The organism is Bosea sp. OAE506 (genome assembly GCF_040546595.1).
GTDB lineage: Bacteria > Pseudomonadota > Alphaproteobacteria > Rhizobiales > Beijerinckiaceae > Allobosea.
Genome location: NZ_JBEPOB010000001.1, coordinates 1,635,678 through 1,655,207 on the forward strand (window position 1 = coordinate 1,635,678; position 19,530 = coordinate 1,655,207).

Sequence of the window (19,530 nt, forward strand, 5' to 3'; positions counted from 1 at the left end):
TCCCGCCGCAAGCGTGGCTCAGGCCGCCGGCCGCTCCGGGGTGAAGGCGTAGATCGCCGCCGAAGCCAGCAGGAGCCCCGCGAAGGCCCAGTGCAGATGGGCGAAGGTCGTGGCCGCGTCGAGGCCGGCGGCGCGCTGGCTGGCGATGAACCAGCCGGAACCGGACTGCGTCAGGGCCGCGCCCGCGATGAAGAGGAAATTGACGGCCGTCATGCCGCGCCCGAGCAGATGCGCCGGAAAGAACAGGCGCGCATGCGCCATCAGGATGGCATAGGTGAAGCCGACGGCGCCGATCAGCGCGAAAAGGGCGACGGCGAGAACCGAGGAGCCTGCCCCGAAGGCCGCCAGCAACGCGAAGCAGCCTGCCGTGCCGATCGTGCCCCAGAACACCAGCGGCTTGATCCGTCCGAGCGCCTTTTCGAGCCCGCCATAGATGAAGGCGCCGGCGACCATCGTCAGCGCCATCGCGGTTGCGGCGTTGCCGGCCGAGACGGCGTCGAAGCCGTGGACGCCGGCCATATAGGGGCCGACCCAGAGTCCCCGTGCGGTGGCGAGGATCGCATAAGCCGTCAGCGTGATCGGGGCGAGCAACCAGAGCGGCCGCAGCTTCAGGATGCTGGCGAGGCCGGCGAGCAGCCCCTCTGCCTTGCCCGAGGCGCTCTCGGCGCGCACGGGGTCGCGGATCAGCAGCGCGGCCAGCGCGGTCGCGATGAGAAAGCAGCCCGCCATGACGAGCATGGAAGGGCGCCAGCCGAAGCGGGCGGCGGCGATGGCGAGCGGTGCGGCGCCGACCAGATTGCCGAGCGATCCCAACCCGATGAAGACCGAGGTCAGGAAGGCGAAGCGAGCGGGCTCGGCCGTCCGGGCGAAGAGGAAGAGGCTCGCCATGAAGATCGGCGCGCAGCCGATGCCGATCAGCGCCATTGCCAGCGTGCCCGAGAGCGCGCCCGTCGCTTCCGCGAAGAGAAAGGCGCCGGCACTGCCCACCGCCATGGCGGCGGTGACGGTGCGGCGCGGGCCGAGCCGGTCGAGCGCCCAGCCGATCGGGAACTGCGCGATCGCGAAGGTGGTGAACCAGGCCGCGCCGAGCAGCCCGAATTCACGTGGGCCGATGGCGAGATCGCTCATTACCGGCCCGGCGATGACGCTCAGGAACGACCGGTAGAAGATCGACAGAAAATAGGCCGGCAGCAGCGCGAAGAAGACGATCAACGGCGGATCAGCCTTTGGGCCGAAGCGGGCTGGAAGCGGATCACTTGATCCGCTCGAGCACCGAGACGTAGTTCGCCACCGCCGAACCGCCCATGTTGAAGATGCCGCCGAGTCGGGCGTCCTTCAGCTGCATGCCCTCCGGGGCCTCACCGACGAGCTGCATCGCGCTGAGCACATGCATCGAGACGCCGGTGGCGCCGATCGGGTGGCCCTTGGCCTTGAGGCCGCCGGAGACGTTGACCGGCAGCTTGCCGTCCTTTTGCGTCCAGCCTTCCTTGATGGCGCGGGCGCCGTCGCCTTCGCGGGTCAGGCCCATGGCCTCGTATTCCAGCAGCTCGGCGATGGTGAAGCAGTCATGCGTCTCGACGAAGGAGAGGTCGTCGAGCGTCACGCCGGCTGCGCTGAGCGCCTGCTGCCAGGCGCGCGTCGCGCCCTCGAAGCGCAGGATGTCGCGCTTGGAGACGGGAAGGAAATCCTGGACATGGGCCGTGCCACGGAAGCCGACGGCGCGGCGCATGGTCAGCGCCGTCTCCTCGTCGGCCAGCACGATCGCGGCGGCACCGTCGGAGACCAGCGAGCAGTCGGTGCGCTTCAGCGGGCCGGCGACATAGGGGTTCTTCTCGCTCTCCTCGCGGCAGAAGGCGAAGCCGAGGTCCTTGCGCATCTGGGCATAGGGATTGTCGACGCCGTTCTTGTGGTTCTTCGCGGCGATCATCGCCAGCGCGTCGGACTGGTCGCCATGGCGCTGGAAATAGGCGGCCGCAATGCCGCCGAACACGCCGGCGAAGCCGCCCTGCGTGGCGCCTTCCTCGGGAAGATAGGAGGCCTTGAGAAGGTTCTTGCCGATCTCGGGGCCGGGCGTCGTGGTCATCTGTTCGACGCCGACGACGAGCACGATCTTGGCTGCGCCGGCCTTGATCGCGCGCACGCCCTGCTGCACGGCGGCAGAGCCGGTGGCGCAGGCGTTCTCGACGCGGGTCGCGGGCTTGAAGCGCAGCGCCGGATCGGCCTGGAGCACGAGCGAGGCGGTGAAGTCCTGTGCCGAGAAGCCGGCATTGAAATGGCCGAGAACGATCTCGTCGACTTGGTCGGCGGTGATGCCGGCATCGACCAGCGCGTCGGTCGTCACCCGAACGATCAGGCTCTCGATCGTCTCTGCATCCTGCTTGCCGAACGGCGTATGGGCCCAACCGACGATCGCAGCGCTCATGACATCTCTCCCTGTCGACATTTTCAGGCGTTGACCGACTTTGACGTCTCATGTGCGCTCGCCGCCCGCGCCTCGCAAGCGGGCAGGAGCGCATTTCCGGCGTGCGTGGAAAGAGGGACCACGATGCGGAACGCGGCTGTTTAAAGGGCGATGGACAGGAGCAGACCGACTCCGCCGACGATCATCGCCATGCCCGTCATTTCCCGCCGGCTGGTGCCCTCGGCGAAGATCCGCCGCGAGGCGATCTGCGCCAGCGGCACCTCGATCAGGGCGAGCGTGCGGACATTGGCGGCGCTCGTCAGCGAGAAGCCGATGAACCAGCATTGCGACGCCGCTGCGCCCAGAAAGCCGGCCGAGAGGGATTTGCGCCAGTTGCGCAGGCTGGAGATCAGGGCCGGGCGGTTCGCGGCGAGCATGTAGAGCGTCAGCACCAGCGTCTGGAGGAACAGGCCGAGCGCCAGGATCGTGGTCGCTCGGATGAAGAAGCCGCCCTCCGGCAGGGCCTGGATGGCCCCGCGATAGCCGATCGCCGAGAGCGCGAAGAAGGCACCGGCGCCGACGCCGAGCAGGGCGGGGCGCAGCCCGGCACGGGTGAGCTTCTCGCCCGGCTTCCAGGACACCACGACGACGCCGGCGGTGGCGATCAGGACCGCCAGGAACTTCAGCGGCGTCAGCGTATCGCCGAGCAGCAGCGCACCGAAGATCGCAACCTGGACCGGCTCGGTCTTGGTGTAGGCGGTCGTCACGGCGAAGGAGCGCTCGCGCATCGCCGCCAGCATCAGGGCCGTGGCGGCGATCTGGGTGAGGGCGCCGGCGATGGTGTAGGCGAGGGAGCCGGCTCCGATCTCGGGCGGCAGCCGCCCCGCCACAGTGCAGACGATGGCGAGGAAGAGCAGCGCGAAGGGCAGGCCGAACAGGAAGCGGACCTGCGTTGCGCCGACGACGCCGATGATCTCGGTCAGGGAGCGCTGGGTGAGGTTGCGGGCGGTCTGCAGCAGCGATGCGGCGATGGTCGCCGGAATCCAGAGAAGGGCGAGGCTCACGCGGCAGATCCGGAGGCGAGGAGAGGCTGAGCTTTAGTGAACCCTCTGCGGCGGCTAGGCAAATCGCTCCGCTGGGGGTAGGTATGCGTGCCAGGGCGGGACTTCGTGCCGGCCGTCTCGAAAATGCCGCACGCGTCGCGTTGAACCCTCTTGCCTTCAACCCTCGTCAAGCCAGGTTCAAGACCCGCCCGATGATCGTCTCCCGCCTCACCGCCGCCCTCGTCTTCGGATCCGTGCTGGTCGGCCCGGCCCATGCCGGAACCAGCCTCGTGATCGATGCCGCCAGCGGTGCGGTGCTCTCGGCGGAAAATGCGGGCCAGCCCTGGCATCCGGCTTCGACCACCAAGATGATGACGGCCTATCTCGCGCTCAAGGCGGTGCGCGACGGGCGCCTCGGGCTGGAGACCGCGATCCCGGCCTCGAAGCTGGCCGCGAGCCAGCCGCGGGTGAAGGTCTACATCAAGGCCGGCCAGGAGGTGACCCTCGACAACGCATTGCGGATCATGATGGTGAAGTCGGCCAACGACATCGCCTATGTGATCGCCGAAGGCGTCGGTGGCGATGTCGAGCGCTTCGTGGCGATGATGAACGCGGAAGCCGCGCGGCTGGGCATGCGCGACAGCCATTTCGTCAATCCCAATGGCTGGCACCATCCCGACCAGCAGACCAGCGCGCGCGATCTCGCGATCCTCGCCATGGCGCTGATGCGCGAGTTCCCGGACTATTCCGACTACTGGAACACGCCGTCGGTCCAGCTCGGCAAGCAGGTGCTGAACAACACCAACGGGCTCGTCGGCCGCTATCCCGGCGTCGGCGGCATGAAGACCGGCTATGTCTGCGCCTCGGGCTTCAACGTCGTCGCCACCGCGACCCGTGGCGGGCGCACGCTGATCGCGGTCGTGCTCGGCGCGCTGTCCGGCACCGAGCGCACGATCAAGGCGGCGCAGCTGCTCGATGACGGTTTCTCGAAATGGGGCGGGGGTGGATACACCGTCGCGTCGCTGCCGTCGCAAGGCGGGCGCGCCAGCAGCATCTGCGGCGATGTCCAGCGCAGGGGCGGCGGCGTCGCGCTTGCCGACGATGCCGACAGCGCTGGACCGATCGCGGCGCAAGCCACGGGCATCGGCGGCAATGCCGATGATGGCGGGCGCTTCGCCACCGCCTCGACGCTAGTCTTCGGCAGCCCGTCTTCGGTCCTGACGCGCCTGCCCTCCGGCAAGATTTCGCTCGGCCCGCGGACAGAGACGATGCCGGTGCCGGTCGCCTTCGGCCGTAGCCCCGGCTCGGCCTCCGCCCCGCTCGCGGCCAATGTCACGGGCGGCGGCGACAGCCGCGTCGCGCGCGGCGCGGCGCCTGTGGTTGCGCCCTCGGCGCCGGTTTCGGCCGGCCTGTTCGGCGCCCAGGGCAGCGGGATCTTCGCCGATCGCGGCCGCACGCCGTCGAGCAATGGCGCAATCCCCGGTTCCACCACGGCTTTCGCGCCGAGCGATCCGGAGACGGCGCAGCCCTCGCAGGCCGGTGGACCGCTGCGTCTGCAGGGTGCGATCCAGTCCGGCGCCGCGGCTCCGGCGAGCCTGCGTGCCGGTGCGGCCTCCGGCATCAAGCCGCTGCCGCGCCCGCCGGCAAAACCGCTGCTGGTGAAGCCCACCGGCAAGGCCGCGCCCGCGACCGCCTCGGCCAAGCCCGCTGCGGGCAAGCCTGCCCAGGCCGCCGCCAAGCCGCAGCCGGCCAAGCCTCCGGTCAAGCCCAAGGCCAAGCCGAACGACGACGCCTGAGCATGACGTCTTGAGCGCCGAGACGGCCGAAACCGCCCGGCGGCAGGGCATGGCGATGGCGCTGACCGCCGCCGCCGCCTATGGCACGAACATCGTCAGTGCGCAGATCGCCGGCCAGGCCGGGCTGAGCGGGCCCCTTCTCGTTTTCTACCGCGTCTTCATCATGCTGGCGCTCGTGGGGCTGGCGCTGCTGATCTGGCGCTCTTCGCTCGCCGTCCCGCGCTCCGAGCGGCGCGCGCTCCTGCTCTTCGGGGTGATGAGCGCGCTGGTCGGGTCGGCCTATCTGTCCTCGGTCGCCTTCCTGCCGGTCACGGTCGCAGCGGTGGTCTTCTTCACCTATCCGGTGCTGATCGTGCTGGCCGAGCCCTTCGTCACGCGGATCCCCTTCCGGCTCGAACGGTTGCTCGCGGCCTGTGCGGCCTTCATCGGCGTCGCGCTGGTGGTGGGACCGGATTTCCATGGGCTCGATCCGCGCGGCCTCATCCTGGCACTGCTGGCGAGCCTGGGTGCCGCAACGCAGTTCTTCGCCGGCGCCGCGCTGCCGCAGACGCCGCTCGCGGCCCGGCTGTTCTGGTCGCATCTGCTCATCCTGCCCGTGACCGCGCTGATCCTGGCCGTGACCGGCGGGTTCCAGTCGCCGGCCGCCTTTGCGCTGGCGCCGCTCGCCGCGGCGGTGACGATCGGCGGTTACCTGATCGGCTTCCTCATGCAGGTAGCCGCGATGACGCGGATCTCGCCGGGGGCGGCCGGGCTCGCCTTCTGCGCCGAGCCGGTCTGCGCCGTGCTGATCGCCGCGGTCGTGCTCGGCGAACGGCTGGGGCCGCTGCAATATCTCGGCTGCGCCCTTGTCGTGGCGACACTGGTCATTAATGTAACATTAGAACATGTCCGGCGCCCGGTGGCTCCGGCCTGAAACCCGCCCGAGGCGAGTGCCGTCGTCATGTCTTCTCCGCAAGTCCGTCCCGAGCCGCTGCCGCTGACCCTGCTGACCGGGTTCCTGGGCGCCGGCAAGACGACGCTCCTCAACCGCCTGCTGAAGGACCCCGCGCTCGCACAGACGGTCGTCGTCGTGAACGAGTTCGGCGAGGTCGGTCTCGACCATCTGCTGATCCAGGGCGTCGAGGACGGCATGATCCTGCTCGATTCCGGCTGCCTGTGCTGCACGATTCGCGACGACCTGATCGTCACCATGGAGGATCTGCTGCGCCGTCGCGACAATGGCCGCATCGGGCCGTTCACGCGCGTCGTCATCGAGACCACGGGACTGGCCGACCCCGCGCCGATCCTCAACGTGCTGATCAACCACCCCTATCTCGCGATGCGCTTCCGGCTCGACGGGGTGGTGACGCTGGTCGACGCGGTCAATGGCATGGCGACGCTGGACGCCCATGAAGAGGCGCGCAAGCAGGTCGTCGCGGCGGACCGCCTGGTGCTGACCAAGGCGGATCTGGTGGATCGCCCGGCCGATCTCGCGCCGCTGCGCCAGCGCCTGGCGCTCCTCAACCCCGGCGTCGCCGTTCTCGGTCCGCAGGCCGCGGCCAGTTCGCTGTTCGCGGCCGGTCTCTACGATCTGGCACAGCGCCCGGCCGAGATCGGCCAGTGGCTGGCCCGCGAAACCCTGCCGGGCGAGCGCCCGAAGCATGATCATGACCATGGCGGCCACCATCATGGGCATCATCACGGCCATGGGCACGACCATGATCATCACGGGCACGACCATCACGATCACGACCACCATCACCACGACGTCAACCGCCACGATGCGAGCATCCGCGCCTTTGCGCTGACCGCGGAGAGCCCGATCCAGCAGGCGACGGTCGATCTGTTCTGGACGCTGCTGCGCTCCGTCCATGGGCCGAAGCTCCTGCGCATCAAGGGTCTGGTGAAGGTTGCCGAGCATCCCGACCAGCCGCTGCTGCTGCATGCCGTGCAGCAGATCCTGCATCCGCCGGTGATGCTCGAGGCGTGGCCGGACGCAGACCGCCGCTCGCGGCTCGTGCTGATCGTCAAGGATATCGAGGAGAGCGTGGTGCAGCAGCTCTGGGCCGCCTTCCTCGGCCAGGCCGCGCAAGCCGGGACCGCAGCCAGCGCCTGACCCGCGGGCTGCGGCCCCGATCTTGAAGCGAGCCTCCCGATCGGTCGCGGCCGGGGCTCAATCTTGCCGATTCGGCACAGCCCCGCCCCAGATCGATCCAGCGCGGTGGAGGCAGGGTCGCATGGATCGGGTCATGGCGTTGAGGGGTGCGCCCGCGATGGGCGTGGAGGGCAAGGCAGCGTCGGTGGCGCCGCACCAGCCGGAGCAGCCGGTCGTTCTTGAAGCGAGGCCGCTTTCCGCCTGCGGCGACATCGCCGAGGCTTGGGTCCATCTGGCTGGGCGCGCGCTCGAACCCAATCCGTTCTTCGAACCGGGCTTCCTGCTCGCGGCCGCACAGCATCTCGTCGCGTTTCGCGAGGTCACGGTGCTTCTGGCCTGGCAGGGAGCCGCGGAGGGGTCGCAGCGGCGTCTGCTCGGCTTCGTCCCGGTCTTTCCCCGGCACGGCTTCTTCCTGCCGGATGCGCTGATCGGCCTCTCGGATCGTCGCATCGCCTCGGGTGCACCCCTGCTCGACCGGCAACGGGCCGCGGCGGTGGTCGACACGCTTCTCTCCCCGCGCCGGCAGCGGCTGATCGACGGGCAGGGCCTCGTTCTGCGGGCGATCGACCGGGACGGGCCGCTGGCCGCGAGCCTGCGGGAACTGGCCGAGGGTGGCCTGCGTGCGGGTTTCGCGGTCACGGTCTCGCCATCGCCCGGCCGGATGCCACGACCCGGCATCGCAGCGGCAGAGGTGCCGGAGGGCCTGACCGGGGTGAAGCTGGTCGAGCCGCGCTCGCAGGCCGCCCTGCGCGATGCGGTCGAATTCATCCTGGCGATGGAGGCCTCGGGCCTGCGCGGCCGGGCCGGCGCCGCGACGCTGCACGACACGCGCGAGGTCGGCTTCCTGCGCGCCATGACGCGCCATCTCGCCCGCAGCCGGCAGTGCCGCGTCGGCCTGCTGATGCGGGAGGACGATCCGCTCGCCGGTGCGATCCTGATCGGACGCGGCCCGCTCAACTGGCTTTATCTCGGCGTGCAGGACGAGGCCGAGGCGGAGCGGCAACCGCTGCGGGCGCTGATCGCGGCGATGCGGCGGGGGATGCCGGCACGGCGGATCATCCTGCCGACGGACTTTGCCCTCGACGGCGATGGTGGGGTGACGACGGCCGACCTGCATCTGGCGAGCGGCACCGTGGCGACGCCGCGCGACCTCGCCGGCCGTGCGCGGGATGCGATCAGGCGGTCCCTGTCACGCCTGCCGCGCGTCGGCGGGCGTGGACTCAAGCCTCCGCGCGCAGGAGCCGCCTGACGATCTTGCCGGTGGTCGTCATCGGCAACTCGTCGCGGAAGGCGATCTCGCGCGGATATTCATGGGCCGACAGCCTGCGGCGGACGAAGTCCTGCAGCTCGGCCGCGAGTTCGGGCGTGCCGCGCAGCCCCTCTCTCAGCACGACGAAGGCCTTGACGATCTCGGTGCGCAGCGGGTCCGGCTTGCCGACGACGGCGGCGAGCGCGACCGCCTCATGCCGCAGCAGGCAGTCCTCGATCTCGCCCGGGCCGATGCGATAGCCCGAGGAGGTGATGACATCGTCGTCGCGGCCGACGAAGCGGACATAGCCATCCGCGTCCTGCACCGCCTGATCGCCGGTCTTCATCCAGTCGCCGACGAACTTGGCCTGCGTCGCCGCCTCGTTGCCCCAGTAACCCAGGAACATCACCGGGTCTGGCCGGCGCACCGCAATCTCGCCCTGCTCGTCGGGCGCGCAGACCGATCCGTCGGGCCGGATGATCGCGACCTCGTGGCCCGGCACCGCCTTGCCGATGCAGCCCGGACGGCTGACGCCGATCGCGGCGCAGGAGGCGAGCACGAGGTTGCACTCGGTCTGCCCATAGGCCTCGTTGATGGTCAGACCCAGCGCCTCATGGCCCCAGGCCAGCGTCTCCGCGCCGAGCGCCTCGCCGGCGGCGGCAACCGTGCGCAGCCGCAGGGCGAAACGCTCGCTCGGACGCTCGACACTGCGCAGCATCCGCAGGGCGGTGGGCGGCACGAAGGCATTGCGGATCCCGAGATCGGCCATCAGGCGGAAGGCCTCCTCCGGCTCGAAGCGCGTCACCGGCCGCGCCACGACCGCGACGCCGAAATGCAGCGCCGGCAGGAGCATGTTGAGCAGACCGCCGGCCCAGGCCCAGTCGGCCGGCGTCCAGGCGAGGTCGCCGGGCTGGGGCAGAAATTCATGCGGCATCTGCACGCCCGGCAGATGCCCGGGCAGGACGCGGTGACCGTGCAGCGCGCCCTTGGGATTCCCGGTGGTGCCGGAGGTGTAGATCATCAGGGCCGGATCGTCCGGGCCGGTGGCGACCGTCGAGAAACCCGGCTCGGCGCCTGCAAGCAGGGCGTGCCAGTCGAGCGCCGCACCGTCGGCCCCGTCAACCGAGACCATCACTTCGAGATCGGGCAAGGGCTGGGTGATCTGGCGGCGCTTATCCAGCCCCGGCGCATCGGTGACGAGGACCTTCGCGCCCGAGTCGGCCAGCCGGTAGGCGAGCGCGTCCACGCCGAACAGGGCCGCGAGCGGCACCGCGATGGCGCCCAGCCGGTAGGCCGCGAGATGGGCGGTCAGGACGCAGCGGCCCTGCGGCAGCAGGATCGCGATCCGATCGCCGCGACGGACGCCCTGTGCGGCCAGCGCATTCGCCAGCCGCATCGAGGCGTCGCGCAACGCGCCGAAACTGACCGGCGTGACCCGCCAGTCGCGCGAAACCTCAATGATCGCCGTCCGGCCAGGGTCCAGCGCCGCCCAGCGGTCGCAGACATCCTCGGCGATGTTGTAACGGGGCGGGATCTGCCAGCGGAAGGCGCGGCGCAGCGCCTCGTGGTCGCGAAGGTCTGAGAGGATCAAGGCGGTGGTCCGGAGGAAGGCGGCAAAATAGGCAGGAAGCGCGGTGTTGTCACCGCGAGCGGGCGCGAGGCTGCCTCGCCATTCGCGCGGGGTCGTGGCAGGCTGGAACGCGAGGAGAGGCCGGGCTGCCCGGCGGAGCGAGGCCGGTCAATGCAGGATGTCGCCGCTTTCCTGGCCATCATGGCCATTCCGCTGATCTTCGTGATTGTCCTGGTTCGCCGCGGCGCCCTCTCGGGCGAGGCCTCGACGAGCGATAATGGCGGCGATAGCGACGGCGGCGGGGATGGCGGAGGCGGCGGTGACTGAGGGACGCGGCACCGTCAGGGGCGGTCCTTGGCGGCAAGCCCTGCGACATCGGCGATGATGCCGTCGAGCTCGAAGTTCTTGGGCGTATAGACCGCGGCGACCCCCATATTGCGCAGCGCGTTCTCGTCCTCGGGCGGGATGATGCCGCCGACGACGACGGGAACGTTCATGCCAGCGACACGCAGCCGGGCGGTCACGTCGCGCACCAGCGGCAGATGCGAGCCCGATAGGATCGACAGCCCGATGATATCGGCCTGCGTCTCCTGCGCCTGGGCGACGATCTCCTCCGGCGTCTGGCGGATGCCGCCATAGCTCACCGCCATGCCGGCGTCGCGGGCGCGCACCGCGATCTGCTCGGCGCCGTTGGAGTGGCCATCGAGGCCGGGCTTGCCGACGAGGAAGCGCGGCGTGCGGCCGAGCTTCTCGGTGGCGCGGGCGACCGCCGCCTTGACGGTGGCGAGCCCGTCATTGCTGCCCAGCTTGGTCGTGTCGACGCCGGTGGGGGCGCGGTACTCGCCGAAGATCTCGCGGAGCGTCTGGGCCCATTCACCGGTGGTGACGCCGGCCTTGGCGCAGGCGATCGAGGCGGGCATCACGTTGCGCTCCTCCTTCGCCGCGGCCGAGAGTTCGGCGAGTGCCGCTTGCGCAGCCTTGGCCTCCCTGGCCGAGCGCCAGGCCTTGAGCCGGCCGATCGCTTCCATCTCGACGGAATCGGGAACGGTCACGACGCTGCCCTCGCCGGCCGAAAGCGGGGAAGGCTCGCTATTGGTGAACTTGTTGACGCCGATGACGATCTGCTCGCCGCGCTCGATCGCCTCGATCCGGCGCGCGCCGTTCTCGACCAGCGCCTGTTTCATGTAGCCGGTCTCGATGGCGGCGAGCGCGCCGCCCATGGCGTCGATCGTCGCCAGTTCCTCAAGCGCTGCCGCCTTGAGGTCGGCGACCTTGGCGTCGATCACGGTCGAGCCGTCGAAAATGTCGCCGAATTCTAGCAGGTCGGTCTCATAGGCGAGCACCTGCTGCATGCGCAGCGACCATTGCTGGTCGAAGGGGCGCGGCAGGCCGAGCGCCTCGTTCCAGGCCGGCAGTTGCACGGCGCGTGCCCGGGCCTTCTTCGAGAGCGTCACCGCCAGCATCTCGATCAGGATGCGGTAGACGTTGTTCTCGGGCTGCGGCTCCGTCAGCCCCAGCGAGTTGACCTGCACGCCATAGCGGAATCGACGCATCGCCTCGTCGGCGACGCCGTAACGGCCGAGCGTGATCTCGTCCCACAGTTCGACGAACGCCCGCATCTTGCAGAGCTCGGTGACGAAGCGCATCCCGGCATTGACGAAGAAGGAGATGCGGCCGACGAGTTCGGGGAACTCCGCCGCCGAAACCTCGGGCCGGGCCCGGATCGAATCCAGCAGCGCGATGGCGGTGGCGAGTGCGAAGGAGAGTTCCTGCACCGGCGAGGCACCCGCCTCCTGCAGATGGTAGGAACAGACATTCGTCGGGTTCCATTTCGGCATCTCGCGGGCCGTGAACACGACGATGTCGGTGGTCAGCCGCATCGAGGGGCGCGGCGGGAAGACGTAAGTTCCGCGCGAGAGGTATTCCTTGACGACGTCGTTCTGCGTCGTGCCCTGCAGCGTCTTGCGGTCGGCGCCCTGCTCGTCGGCCACCGCGATGTAGAGCGACAGCAGCCAGGCCGCCGTCGCGTTGATCGTCATCGAGGTGTTCATCTGCGACAGCGGGATCTGGTCGAACAGCGCCCGCATGTCGCCGAGATGGCTCACGGGCACGCCGACCTTGCCGACCTCGCCGCGCGAGAGGACGTGGTCGGGGTCATAGCCGGTCTGCGTCGGCAGGTCGAAGGCGACGGAAAGCCCCGTCTGGCCCTTGGCCAGGTTGTTGCGATAGAGCCGGTTCGATTCCGCCGCGTCGGAGTGGCCGGCATAGGTGCGGAAGATCCAAGGCTTGTCGCGCTGCGGGGCCCGGCCGGCGGTGGGGTCGATCGCGTTCATGCCGTTCCACCCTCTTTTCAGAGCAATCTCAATGTTGCACTGCGGCGAGAATAACGCCAGAGGGGCGGAGAAGTCGCTTGCGACCTTCGGATGAGCGCCGCAACGGCGCTCAGGCAGGCCTTTCGACGCCGAAGGTCGCCGTCAGCGTGAAGCTGCGCGCGTCGCCCGGGGCGAGCATGATCGCACCTTCGCGCCGGTCGAGCGGCTCGTCGGGATCGACCGGCGAGGTCAGCCCCTGCCAGGGCTCGATGCAGATGAAGGGCCCGTTCGGCTTGGTCCAGATGCCGAGCTGAGGCAGGTCGGCGAAGGCTAGCGCGATGCCGGGGCGTCCATCCGCCCCATACCAGGCCTTGCTGCCCGCGCCCCCCGGAATGATCAGCGCATCGTCGGCGAAGAGCTGATGATCGAGGGTGAGCACGCCGTCGACGAAGGCGGAGGGGCGCAGGTCGGGCGCGCGCAGACCGTCCGCGGTTAGCCGCTGATGGCCGGGGCTCGCGCCATTTCCGAGATGGATGCGGTGGGGCAGACCGGCGCTCTCTGGCAGCGGCCAGGGGAAGGCCGGGTGATAGCCGAAGCAGAAGGGCATCGGCGCCGTGCCGGGATTGGCGACCCGCGCCGTCATGGCGAGCGAGGCGCCCTCGAGCCTGTAGGTCATGTCGAGGATGAAGGCGAAGGGATAGGCCGCGCGTGTCTCGTCGTCGTCGGTCAGCCTCAGCGTGCAGGAGGTCGCGTCCTGCGCCAGCGTCCGGAAGGTGGCGGTACGGGCGACGCCATGGCTCTTGATGGGGTAGCGCGCGCCGTCGATCAGAACCTGCCCGTTGGGATGCTTGCCGATGACGGGGAACAGCAGCGGCGAGCGACCGGCCCAGATCGCGGGATCGCCGCTCCAGAGCCAGTCGCGGCCCTGTCCATCCCTGATGGACTGCAGCTCTGCCCCGAGGGGCGCGATCTCGACGGCGAGGGCGTCGTTGCGCAGGCTGATCATCGATCCCATCAGTTCAGCTTGACGATTTCGACCCGCCGGTTCCGGGCACGGCCCTCTTCCGCCTCGTTGGGGGCGGCCGGTGCGATCATGCCAGCGCCGGCTGGGCGCAGTCTCCTGGCGTCGATCTTGTGGGTCGTCACCAGCGCCTTGACCACCGCGTCGGCCCGCTTGCGCGAGAGTTCAACATTGTAGTCGAAGCTGCCCTGATTGTCGGTGTGCCCGACGATCAGGACGGAGAGCTTGGAATCGGCCTTGAGCAGCGCCGCGATCTCGCGCAGCGCCGGATCGGATGCGGGCTTGAGTTCGGCCTTGTCGGTGTCGAACAGGATGCCGTAGAGCGCGATGCGGCCGGTGGCATTGATGCTACGGGCCATCTCCTCGGCTTTGACGGTGACCATCTTGCGGTCGCGTGCGCGCGGTTCGACGATATGGACGACTGCGACCGTGCGGGTGTTGAACGCCTTGCAGTAAAGATCGTCCTTCACCTGATAGGTCTGGACCGTGACATGGGCCTCGCCGTCGGGATGAGGCATCCTGGCTGCCAAGAAGCGCTGGTCGGTGATGGCCGACGCCAGCGCGCAGGCGCCATTGGAGAACGCCGCGTCCTTCAATTCGCTCTCGCGAACGAAGTACATCAGCAGGCTCATATCGCCGCCGCCGCCGGCCGAAGAGCGCTCCGGATCGCCGCCGCAGCCCTCGCCCTTGCAGGTGAACAGGACCGAGCCGCCCGCAGCCTCGACTTCGTCCTGGTAGTTGCGCAGGACTTCCAGAGGGGACCGCTCGGCCGGCAGCAGATAGGCGAAACGGGTGCGGGCGCCTTCCAGCTCCTTCTCCTGTTTCGGTAGATGAACGACGTTGTTGGAGGCATCGCGGCGCGAAGCGGGGTCGACCGGCTCCAGGCGCGACAGCGGCAGCTTGAAATCGGTGAAGGCGACGCGCTCGTAGCTGACGATGAAAGAGCCGTCATAGCGCTTGAGCAGGGCGCTATCCTTGGCGCCTGCGATATCGCGGGTCGGGATCGTCGCGTCGGCCAACGCACCTGTCGCAGTCGCGACCGCGATCAGGCAGGCGGAGAACAGGCGTCTCATTTTGCGCTCCTGCGACGGTTCGGTCCAAACAGTCCGACGCTTCGCCCGACAACGCAAGGCAGTGGGGTTCAGGACCGCCGCGTGGCGCGTGCCCTCAATGTCCCGTACCCGGCAGGCGGGGCAGGGGCATGAACTCCACCCCTTCCTCATGCAGCATGCGGGCGTCCTCAAGGCTCGCCTCGCCATAGATGGCGCGGCTGTCGCTCTCGCCGTGATGGATCTTCAGCGCTTCCTCGGCGAAGCGCTTCCCGACATGCTCAGCGTTAGCCGCCACCTGCTGGTGCAACTCCGTGAGCATCTGGCGGAGCGCGATCTCCTTCTCGCCCATCAGCGCGACAGGCGCGACCTCGGGCGCGGCCGCGGGGACCGCCGGGCCGGCCGACGGGGTCGGCGCCTCGATCATCGTCTTGCCGCGGTCGGTGCGCGCGACATGGGGCGCCATGATCGCACGCTCGACCTTGATGCTGTTGCAGGCCGGGCAGGAGACGAAGCCGCGCCTGGCCTGTTCCTCGAAGCTGGCCGAGGTCGCAAACCAGCTTTCGAACTCGTGGGCCTGTTCGCAGATGAGAGCGTATTTGATCATGATGTGACGAAAAGCGTCCGGCCCATACGGCCCTGTGCGGATGTCGCGAGGGGCGCGGCGCTCACGCGGCCAGCAGCTTGTCGAGTTCGCCGCGCGCATCGAGGGCGTGAATGTCGTCGGAGCCGCCGACATGCTTCTCGCCGATGAAGATCTGGGGAACCGAGGTGCGTCCGCCGGCCCGGGCGGTCATCGCCTGGCGCAGCTCCGGCTTGCCGTCGACGTCGATCTCGTCGAAGGCGACCCCCTTCTTCGTCAGCAGCGACTTGGCGGCCTTGCAATAGGGGCACCAGGAGGTGGTGTAGATCGTGACGGGAGGCATTGCGAAGGTCCATCGGGTTGGGGCTGGCCCCAATGTAGGGACTCGTCCTGCTTTCGTCACCGGGCGAAACGGCCGGTCAGGTGCCGTCCGACACCACGCGCGCGAAGGTCAGGATGTCGACTGAGCGCGCGCCGCCGCGCAGTAGCGCCCGCGCCGCGGCATTGCCGGTCGCGCCCGTGGTCAGGACGTCGTCCACCAGCAGCACGTGGCGGCCCTCGATCTGTGGCCGGGCAGCGGGCGGCACCTTGAAGGCGCCCTGGAGATTGTCGGCCCGCTGGGCTCGCGTCAGCCCGACCTGCTGGCGCATGCGCTTCACCCGCGCCAGGACGAGCGGCGCGAGCGGCACCGCCGATCCGCGCGACACCACCTGCGCGAGCGCAGCCGCCTGGTTGAAGCGCCGGGTCCAGAGCCGGAACCGGTGCAATGGCACGGGGACGATCACATCGGCGTCGGGCAGCAGCTCGCGCCCGGCCTGCAGCATCATCCGCCCCATCGTCAAAGCGAGATCGGTGCGGTCGCCGTATTTCAGCCGGTGGACCAGTTCGCGGGCGGTGCCGTCGAAGCGGCAGACGGCGCGGGCTCGTGCGAACACCGGCGGATCGGCGATGGCGGCAGGCGAGACCAGGCCGTCCCCCAGATCGATGGCAAAGGGTGTGCCCAGCCGCTCGCAATAGGGCCGCTCGATGAAGCGCATCTCACCCCAGCAGGCCGGGCAGAGCGCCTGCGCCTCGCCCGTGGCGGCCTGGCAGGCGACGCAGGACGGCGGGTAGACGATGTCGACGGCGGCCCTCAGACCGGCCCCGACCCAGCCCGCATCAGGTCCGGCGACGTGCCGCAGCAAGCGTGCGGAGATGGTTTGCTTCGTTTGGGAGGTGTCGGGGAGAGGATCGTCGTCGCGTATGACGGCCGCGGCGACAGGATCATGTCGTTCACGAAAGCCTGAAGAGCCAGACCTGTCATGCTGCATTGCAGCACCTATCTTCAGGGCGGGCGGACCGGCCCGCGGATTGATCCGCGGCAGCCGCCATGAACCGCCTCGTCTTCGGCCGCGCCGCGGCCCCTCCAAGGACCACCCCCATGACCCGATCCGATCCGTCCCACCCGACGCTGTTCTCGCCGCTGCGCCTCGGCGACATCGAACTCGCCAACCGCGTCGTGATGGCGCCGCTGACGCGCAATCGCGCCACCCATGGCAATGATGCGCCCAACGCGCTCAATGTCGAGTATTATCGCCAGCGCGCCGGCGCCGGCCTGATCATTTCCGAAGCGACCCAGATCTCGCAGCAGGGCCAGGGCTATGTCTGGACGCCCGGCATGTACACGGCCGAGCAGGTCACCGGCTGGAAGGCCGTGACCGACGCCGTCCATGCCGAGGGCGGCAAGATCATCGCCCAGCTCTGGCATGTCGGCCGCATCAGCCATGTCTCGCTGCAGCCGGGCGGGCAGGCGCCGGTCGCTCCCTCCGCCATTCCCGCCAAGGGCAAGACCTATGTCGAGAGCGGCTTCGTCGATGTTTCGGCGCCGCGCGCTCTGGCGCTGGAGGAGCTGCCCGGGATCGTTGCCGACTATGCGAAGGCGGCCGAGCACGCCAAGGCCGCCGGCTTCGACGGAATCGAGATCCACGCCGCCAATGGCTATCTGCTCGACCAGTTCCTGCGCGACGGCACCAATACGCGCGATGACGCTTATGGCGGCTCGATCGAGAACCGCGTGCGGCTGACGCTCGAAGTCGTCGATGCGGTGGTGAAGGTGTTCGGCAAGGGGCGCGTCGGCATCCGCCTGTCCCCCGTCACCCCCGCCAACGATGCGCGCGACAGCGATCCGCAGCCGCTGTTCGACCATCTCGTCGCCCGGCTGGACGAGGCGGAGCTCGCTTTCATCCATGTCATCGAGGGCGCGACCGGCGGGCCGCGCGACTTCCTGCCCTTCGACTACGACGCGCTGCGTAAGGCCTTCCGCGGGGCCTATATCGCCAATAACGGCTTCGACCGCGCCTCGGCGATCGAGGCGGTCGAGAGCGGGCGCGTCGACGCGGTCGCCTTCGGTCGGCTCTTCATCGCCAATCCGGACCTGGTCGAGCGGCTGCGGCGCGACTCAGCCCTGAACACGCCCGAGCCCTCGCTGTTCTATGGCGGCGACGGCAAGGGCTACACCGATTATCCGACGCTGCAGGACGCCGCGGCCTGACGACCGGCCGCGCCCTCGAGCAGGCGCCGTGAGCGACGCCGGAGGACGACACCCGCCCCCCGGCAAATTTCGCATCCGACGCGCAAAAACAGTTGCAGAGGACGCGAGGGCCGATTAAACAGCAGCCCTTGCCGCGCTGCTCCCATCGTCTAGCGGTTAGGACGTCGCCCTCTCACGGCGAAAACTGGGGTTCGATTCCCCATGGGAGCGCCATCGCGCCGCAAAGCTGGCTTGCCAGCGTTTCAACTCCAAAATGTTCGGAAGCCGTCCTTGCAGGGCGGTTTTTTGTTTTGTCCCCGGGGGCGCCTCGGGGGCAGCGTCAACGGCGATCACCTCTGCGGTGCGATGGTGCAGAGCTTCTCCTGCTCAGCGCGTACCGATGCGCAGGCCGAAGATGCGCGGGATCGCGGCGGCTGCGCTCATCGCGGCGCCTGGCTTTTCGCCGCGCTCCTCCGCCTCCTCGCAGCCGATGATGCCCCAGCGTACCAGCCGGCCGCCCACAGCGCGGAAGGGCTCGGGCGGTAGCGTTGGCAGGCTGCGCGTGCACAAGGGCAGGCTCGACCAGTCGTCCCTCGCGTTCAGCACCAGCGAGGCCAGGCATTGGCCGCCGATATAGGTCGGGTTCACGCCATGGCCGGAATAGCCGCAGCCGTAATGGATGCGCGTGCCGGGCACGGTGCGGAAGAACGGCAGCCGGTCGGAGGAGACGTCGATGCCGCCGCCCCAGATCTTGGCGATGCCGACATCGCCGAGTCCGGGCAGGAGCCGGCGGAGGCCCTTCTCGGCACGGGCCGCCGAAGCGAGATCCGTGGTCAGGCTCGGATCTCGGGTGTTGGCGGCGAAAGCGATCGGCCCGGAACCGGACCCCATCAGCACGCGTCCATCCACGGTCTTGCGGAAATAATGGACGAACATCCGCATGTCGGCGAGACCTTCGTCGTTGTTCCAGCCCATTGCCGCGAGTTTCTCGGGCGCCGGCTCGGTCATCAGCGCGAACGATGAGAAGACGCTGACATGCGCCTTGACCTCGGGCCGCCTGGCCAGCTCGATATTGGTGGCGAGCACGACCTCGCGGGCGATGATCTCGCCCGACGCCGTCCTGATGCGGTTGGGCGTGCCGGCTTCGACCGCGACCATCGGCGTGTTCTCGTAGACCGAGACACCGGCATCGATCGTCGCCTGCCGGAGCGCACGCGCCAGTCTCGCGGGATGGACCGTTGCACCTTCGGTCAGGTAGACGCCGCCGCGGAACGCGGGCGAGCGGCAATAGGATGCGACCTGCTCCGGCGTCAGCTCATGGGCGATGTCGGGCACGCCGAGGCGGCGGGCCGTCTCCACATAACCCTTGATCTTGGCGTCCTGCGCTGGTGAGGCGGATACGCGAATGCTGGCCCCGTCGCGCCACCAGACGTCGCGGCCCGGTGCCGTCGCGAAGGCGCGGATCGCGTCCTGGGCGCGCGCGCCGGCTCGGGCCACGGCGAGCGCGCCGTCAGCACCGATATTCGCCTCCATGCCGGCGAGCGAGCCCCAGTAACCGGAGACCTTGCCGCCATTCTTGCCGCTTGCGCCGGAGCCGCAGCGGCCGGCCTCGATCAGTGCCACCGAGAGTTGGGGGGAGCGCTCCTTCAGGGCCAGAGCCGTCCACAGCCCGGTGAAGCCTCCGCCGACGATGGCGACATCGACGGTTATCACGCCAGACAGGGACGGCGAATCCGGTCGGCCGCCTTCCCATGCGAGAGCCTCGCTGAACCACCAGGATGGATCGCCGGGGGGGACGCTCGGGAGCGGGGCGTTCTGGGACATGATGGGCAAGGCTCGCGAATGACGCGCCACAAAAAGCCC

Annotated in this window: 17 protein-coding genes and 1 tRNA gene; 7 read left to right on the top strand and 11 right to left on the bottom strand. The window is 69.2% G+C overall.

What is annotated here, in order from left to right:
• Positions 1–18 precede the first annotated feature (18 nt).
• The 3 genes from ABIE41_RS07965 to ABIE41_RS07975 form a co-directional block, all read right to left on the bottom strand.
• Positions 19–1,212 (bottom strand): MFS transporter, encoded by a 1,194-nt coding sequence (locus tag ABIE41_RS07965; protein ID WP_192644151.1) that lies wholly within the window; start codon positions 1,210–1,212, stop codon positions 19–21.
• Between the two features lie 40 nt (positions 1,213–1,252).
• Positions 1,253–2,422, bottom strand: a complete 1,170-nt coding sequence (locus tag ABIE41_RS07970) for an acetyl-CoA acetyltransferase (protein ID WP_192644150.1) — start codon at positions 2,420–2,422, stop codon at positions 1,253–1,255.
• Positions 2,423–2,562: 140 nt separating this feature from the next.
• Positions 2,563–3,465, bottom strand: a complete 903-nt coding sequence (locus tag ABIE41_RS07975) for an EamA family transporter (RefSeq protein WP_192644149.1) — start codon at positions 3,463–3,465, stop codon at positions 2,563–2,565.
• A 191-nt stretch (positions 3,466–3,656) separates the two neighbouring features.
• Between ABIE41_RS07975 and ABIE41_RS07980 the strand changes: the two genes are divergently transcribed.
• The 4 genes from ABIE41_RS07980 (at position 3,657) to ABIE41_RS07995 (ending at position 8,623) form a co-directional block, all read left to right on the top strand.
• A complete protein-coding gene (locus ABIE41_RS07980; protein WP_192644148.1) occupies positions 3,657–5,240 on the top strand; it encodes a D-alanyl-D-alanine carboxypeptidase family protein in 1,584 nt (527 codons plus the stop codon).
• A gap of 10 nt (positions 5,241–5,250) precedes the next feature.
• Entirely contained in the window at positions 5,251–6,153 is a 903-nt protein-coding gene (locus ABIE41_RS07985; RefSeq protein ID WP_192644147.1) for a DMT family transporter, read from the top strand.
• A 27-nt stretch (positions 6,154–6,180) separates the two neighbouring features.
• Positions 6,181–7,335: a CobW family GTP-binding protein gene (locus ABIE41_RS07990; protein ID WP_192644146.1), complete on the top strand. Its 1,155-nt coding sequence runs from the start codon at positions 6,181–6,183 to the stop codon at positions 7,333–7,335.
• Between the two features lie 121 nt (positions 7,336–7,456).
• Positions 7,457–8,623 carry a GNAT family N-acetyltransferase gene (locus ABIE41_RS07995; protein ID WP_192644145.1) on the top strand — a complete coding sequence of 389 codons (1,167 nt, stop codon included), beginning with the start codon at positions 7,457–7,459 and terminating at the stop codon, positions 8,621–8,623.
• Here the strand turns inward: ABIE41_RS07995 and ABIE41_RS08000 are convergent.
• Positions 8,595–10,211, bottom strand: a complete 1,617-nt coding sequence (locus ABIE41_RS08000; protein WP_192644329.1) for an AMP-binding protein — start codon at positions 10,209–10,211, stop codon at positions 8,595–8,597. The two genes, ABIE41_RS07995 and ABIE41_RS08000, sit on opposite strands and share 29 nt — an antisense overlap.
• A 153-nt stretch (positions 10,212–10,364) precedes the next feature.
• Between ABIE41_RS08000 and ABIE41_RS08005 the strand changes: the two genes are divergently transcribed.
• Positions 10,365–10,520 carry a hypothetical protein gene (locus tag ABIE41_RS08005; RefSeq protein WP_192644144.1) on the top strand — a complete coding sequence of 52 codons (156 nt, stop codon included), beginning with the start codon at positions 10,365–10,367 and terminating at the stop codon, positions 10,518–10,520.
• A gap of 14 nt (positions 10,521–10,534) precedes the next feature.
• On the opposite strand, the gene ABIE41_RS08010 is transcribed toward ABIE41_RS08005, so the two are convergent.
• From ABIE41_RS08010 to ABIE41_RS08035, 6 genes are all read right to left on the bottom strand, one after another.
• Complete coding sequence (locus ABIE41_RS08010; protein WP_192644143.1) at positions 10,535–12,526, bottom strand: methylmalonyl-CoA mutase family protein; 1,992 nt, start codon at positions 12,524–12,526, stop codon at positions 10,535–10,537.
• A 109-nt stretch (positions 12,527–12,635) separates the two neighbouring features.
• Positions 12,636–13,511, bottom strand: a complete 876-nt coding sequence (locus ABIE41_RS08015) for an aldose 1-epimerase family protein (RefSeq protein WP_192644142.1) — start codon at positions 13,509–13,511, stop codon at positions 12,636–12,638.
• A gap of 8 nt (positions 13,512–13,519) precedes the next feature.
• Positions 13,520–14,599 (bottom strand): OmpA family protein, encoded by a 1,080-nt coding sequence (locus tag ABIE41_RS08020; RefSeq protein WP_192644141.1) that lies wholly within the window; start codon positions 14,597–14,599, stop codon positions 13,520–13,522.
• Between the two features lie 94 nt (positions 14,600–14,693).
• Positions 14,694–15,182 carry a DUF1178 family protein gene (locus ABIE41_RS08025; RefSeq protein WP_192644140.1) on the bottom strand — a complete coding sequence of 163 codons (489 nt, stop codon included), beginning with the start codon at positions 15,180–15,182 and terminating at the stop codon, positions 14,694–14,696.
• Positions 15,183–15,243: 61 nt separating this feature from the next.
• The gene (gene grxC, locus ABIE41_RS08030; RefSeq protein WP_192644139.1) at positions 15,244–15,501 is read right to left on the bottom strand and encodes a glutaredoxin 3; all 258 of its coding nucleotides are present in this window, start codon (positions 15,499–15,501) and stop codon (positions 15,244–15,246) included.
• Between the two features lie 76 nt (positions 15,502–15,577).
• Positions 15,578–16,339 carry a ComF family protein gene (locus ABIE41_RS08035; RefSeq protein ID WP_354193402.1) on the bottom strand — a complete coding sequence of 254 codons (762 nt, stop codon included), beginning with the start codon at positions 16,337–16,339 and terminating at the stop codon, positions 15,578–15,580.
• A 239-nt stretch (positions 16,340–16,578) separates the two neighbouring features.
• Between ABIE41_RS08035 and ABIE41_RS08040 the strand changes: the two genes are divergently transcribed.
• Entirely contained in the window at positions 16,579–17,688 is a 1,110-nt protein-coding gene (locus tag ABIE41_RS08040) for an alkene reductase (protein WP_192644138.1), read from the top strand.
• Positions 17,689–17,826: 138 nt separating this feature from the next.
• Positions 17,827–17,901, top strand: a tRNA-Glu gene (locus tag ABIE41_RS08045).
• A gap of 153 nt (positions 17,902–18,054) precedes the next feature.
• Here the strand turns inward: ABIE41_RS08045 and ABIE41_RS08050 are convergent.
• Complete coding sequence (locus tag ABIE41_RS08050; protein WP_354191835.1) at positions 18,055–19,380, bottom strand: NAD(P)/FAD-dependent oxidoreductase; 1,326 nt, start codon at positions 19,378–19,380, stop codon at positions 18,055–18,057.
• Positions 19,381–19,530: the final 150 nt, after the last annotated feature.

Bases quoted from the DNA above. Each gene is read 5' to 3' on its own strand.
- ABIE41_RS07970 (WP_192644150.1), bottom strand. From the start codon at position 2,422: ATGAGCGCTGCGATCGTCGGTTGGGCCCATACGCCGTTCGGCAAGCAG.
- ABIE41_RS07980 (WP_192644148.1), top strand. From the start codon at position 3,657: ATGATCGTCTCCCGCCTCACCGCCGCCCTCGTCTTCGGATCCGTGCTG.
- ABIE41_RS07990 (WP_192644146.1), top strand. From the start codon at position 6,181: ATGTCTTCTCCGCAAGTCCGTCCCGAGCCGCTGCCGCTGACCCTGCTG.
- ABIE41_RS07995 (WP_192644145.1), top strand. From the start codon at position 7,457: ATGGATCGGGTCATGGCGTTGAGGGGTGCGCCCGCGATGGGCGTGGAG.
- ABIE41_RS08005 (WP_192644144.1), top strand. From the start codon at position 10,365: ATGCAGGATGTCGCCGCTTTCCTGGCCATCATGGCCATTCCGCTGATC.
- ABIE41_RS08010 (WP_192644143.1), bottom strand. From the start codon at position 12,526: ATGAACGCGATCGACCCCACCGCCGGCCGGGCCCCGCAGCGCGACAAG.
- ABIE41_RS08015 (WP_192644142.1), bottom strand. From the start codon at position 13,511: ATGATCAGCCTGCGCAACGACGCCCTCGCCGTCGAGATCGCGCCCCTC.
- ABIE41_RS08020 (WP_192644141.1), bottom strand. From the start codon at position 14,599: ATGAGACGCCTGTTCTCCGCCTGCCTGATCGCGGTCGCGACTGCGACA.
- ABIE41_RS08025 (WP_192644140.1), bottom strand. From the start codon at position 15,182: ATGATCAAATACGCTCTCATCTGCGAACAGGCCCACGAGTTCGAAAGC.
- grxC (WP_192644139.1), bottom strand. From the start codon at position 15,501: ATGCCTCCCGTCACGATCTACACCACCTCCTGGTGCCCCTATTGCAAG.
- ABIE41_RS08040 (WP_192644138.1), top strand. From the start codon at position 16,579: ATGACCCGATCCGATCCGTCCCACCCGACGCTGTTCTCGCCGCTGCGC.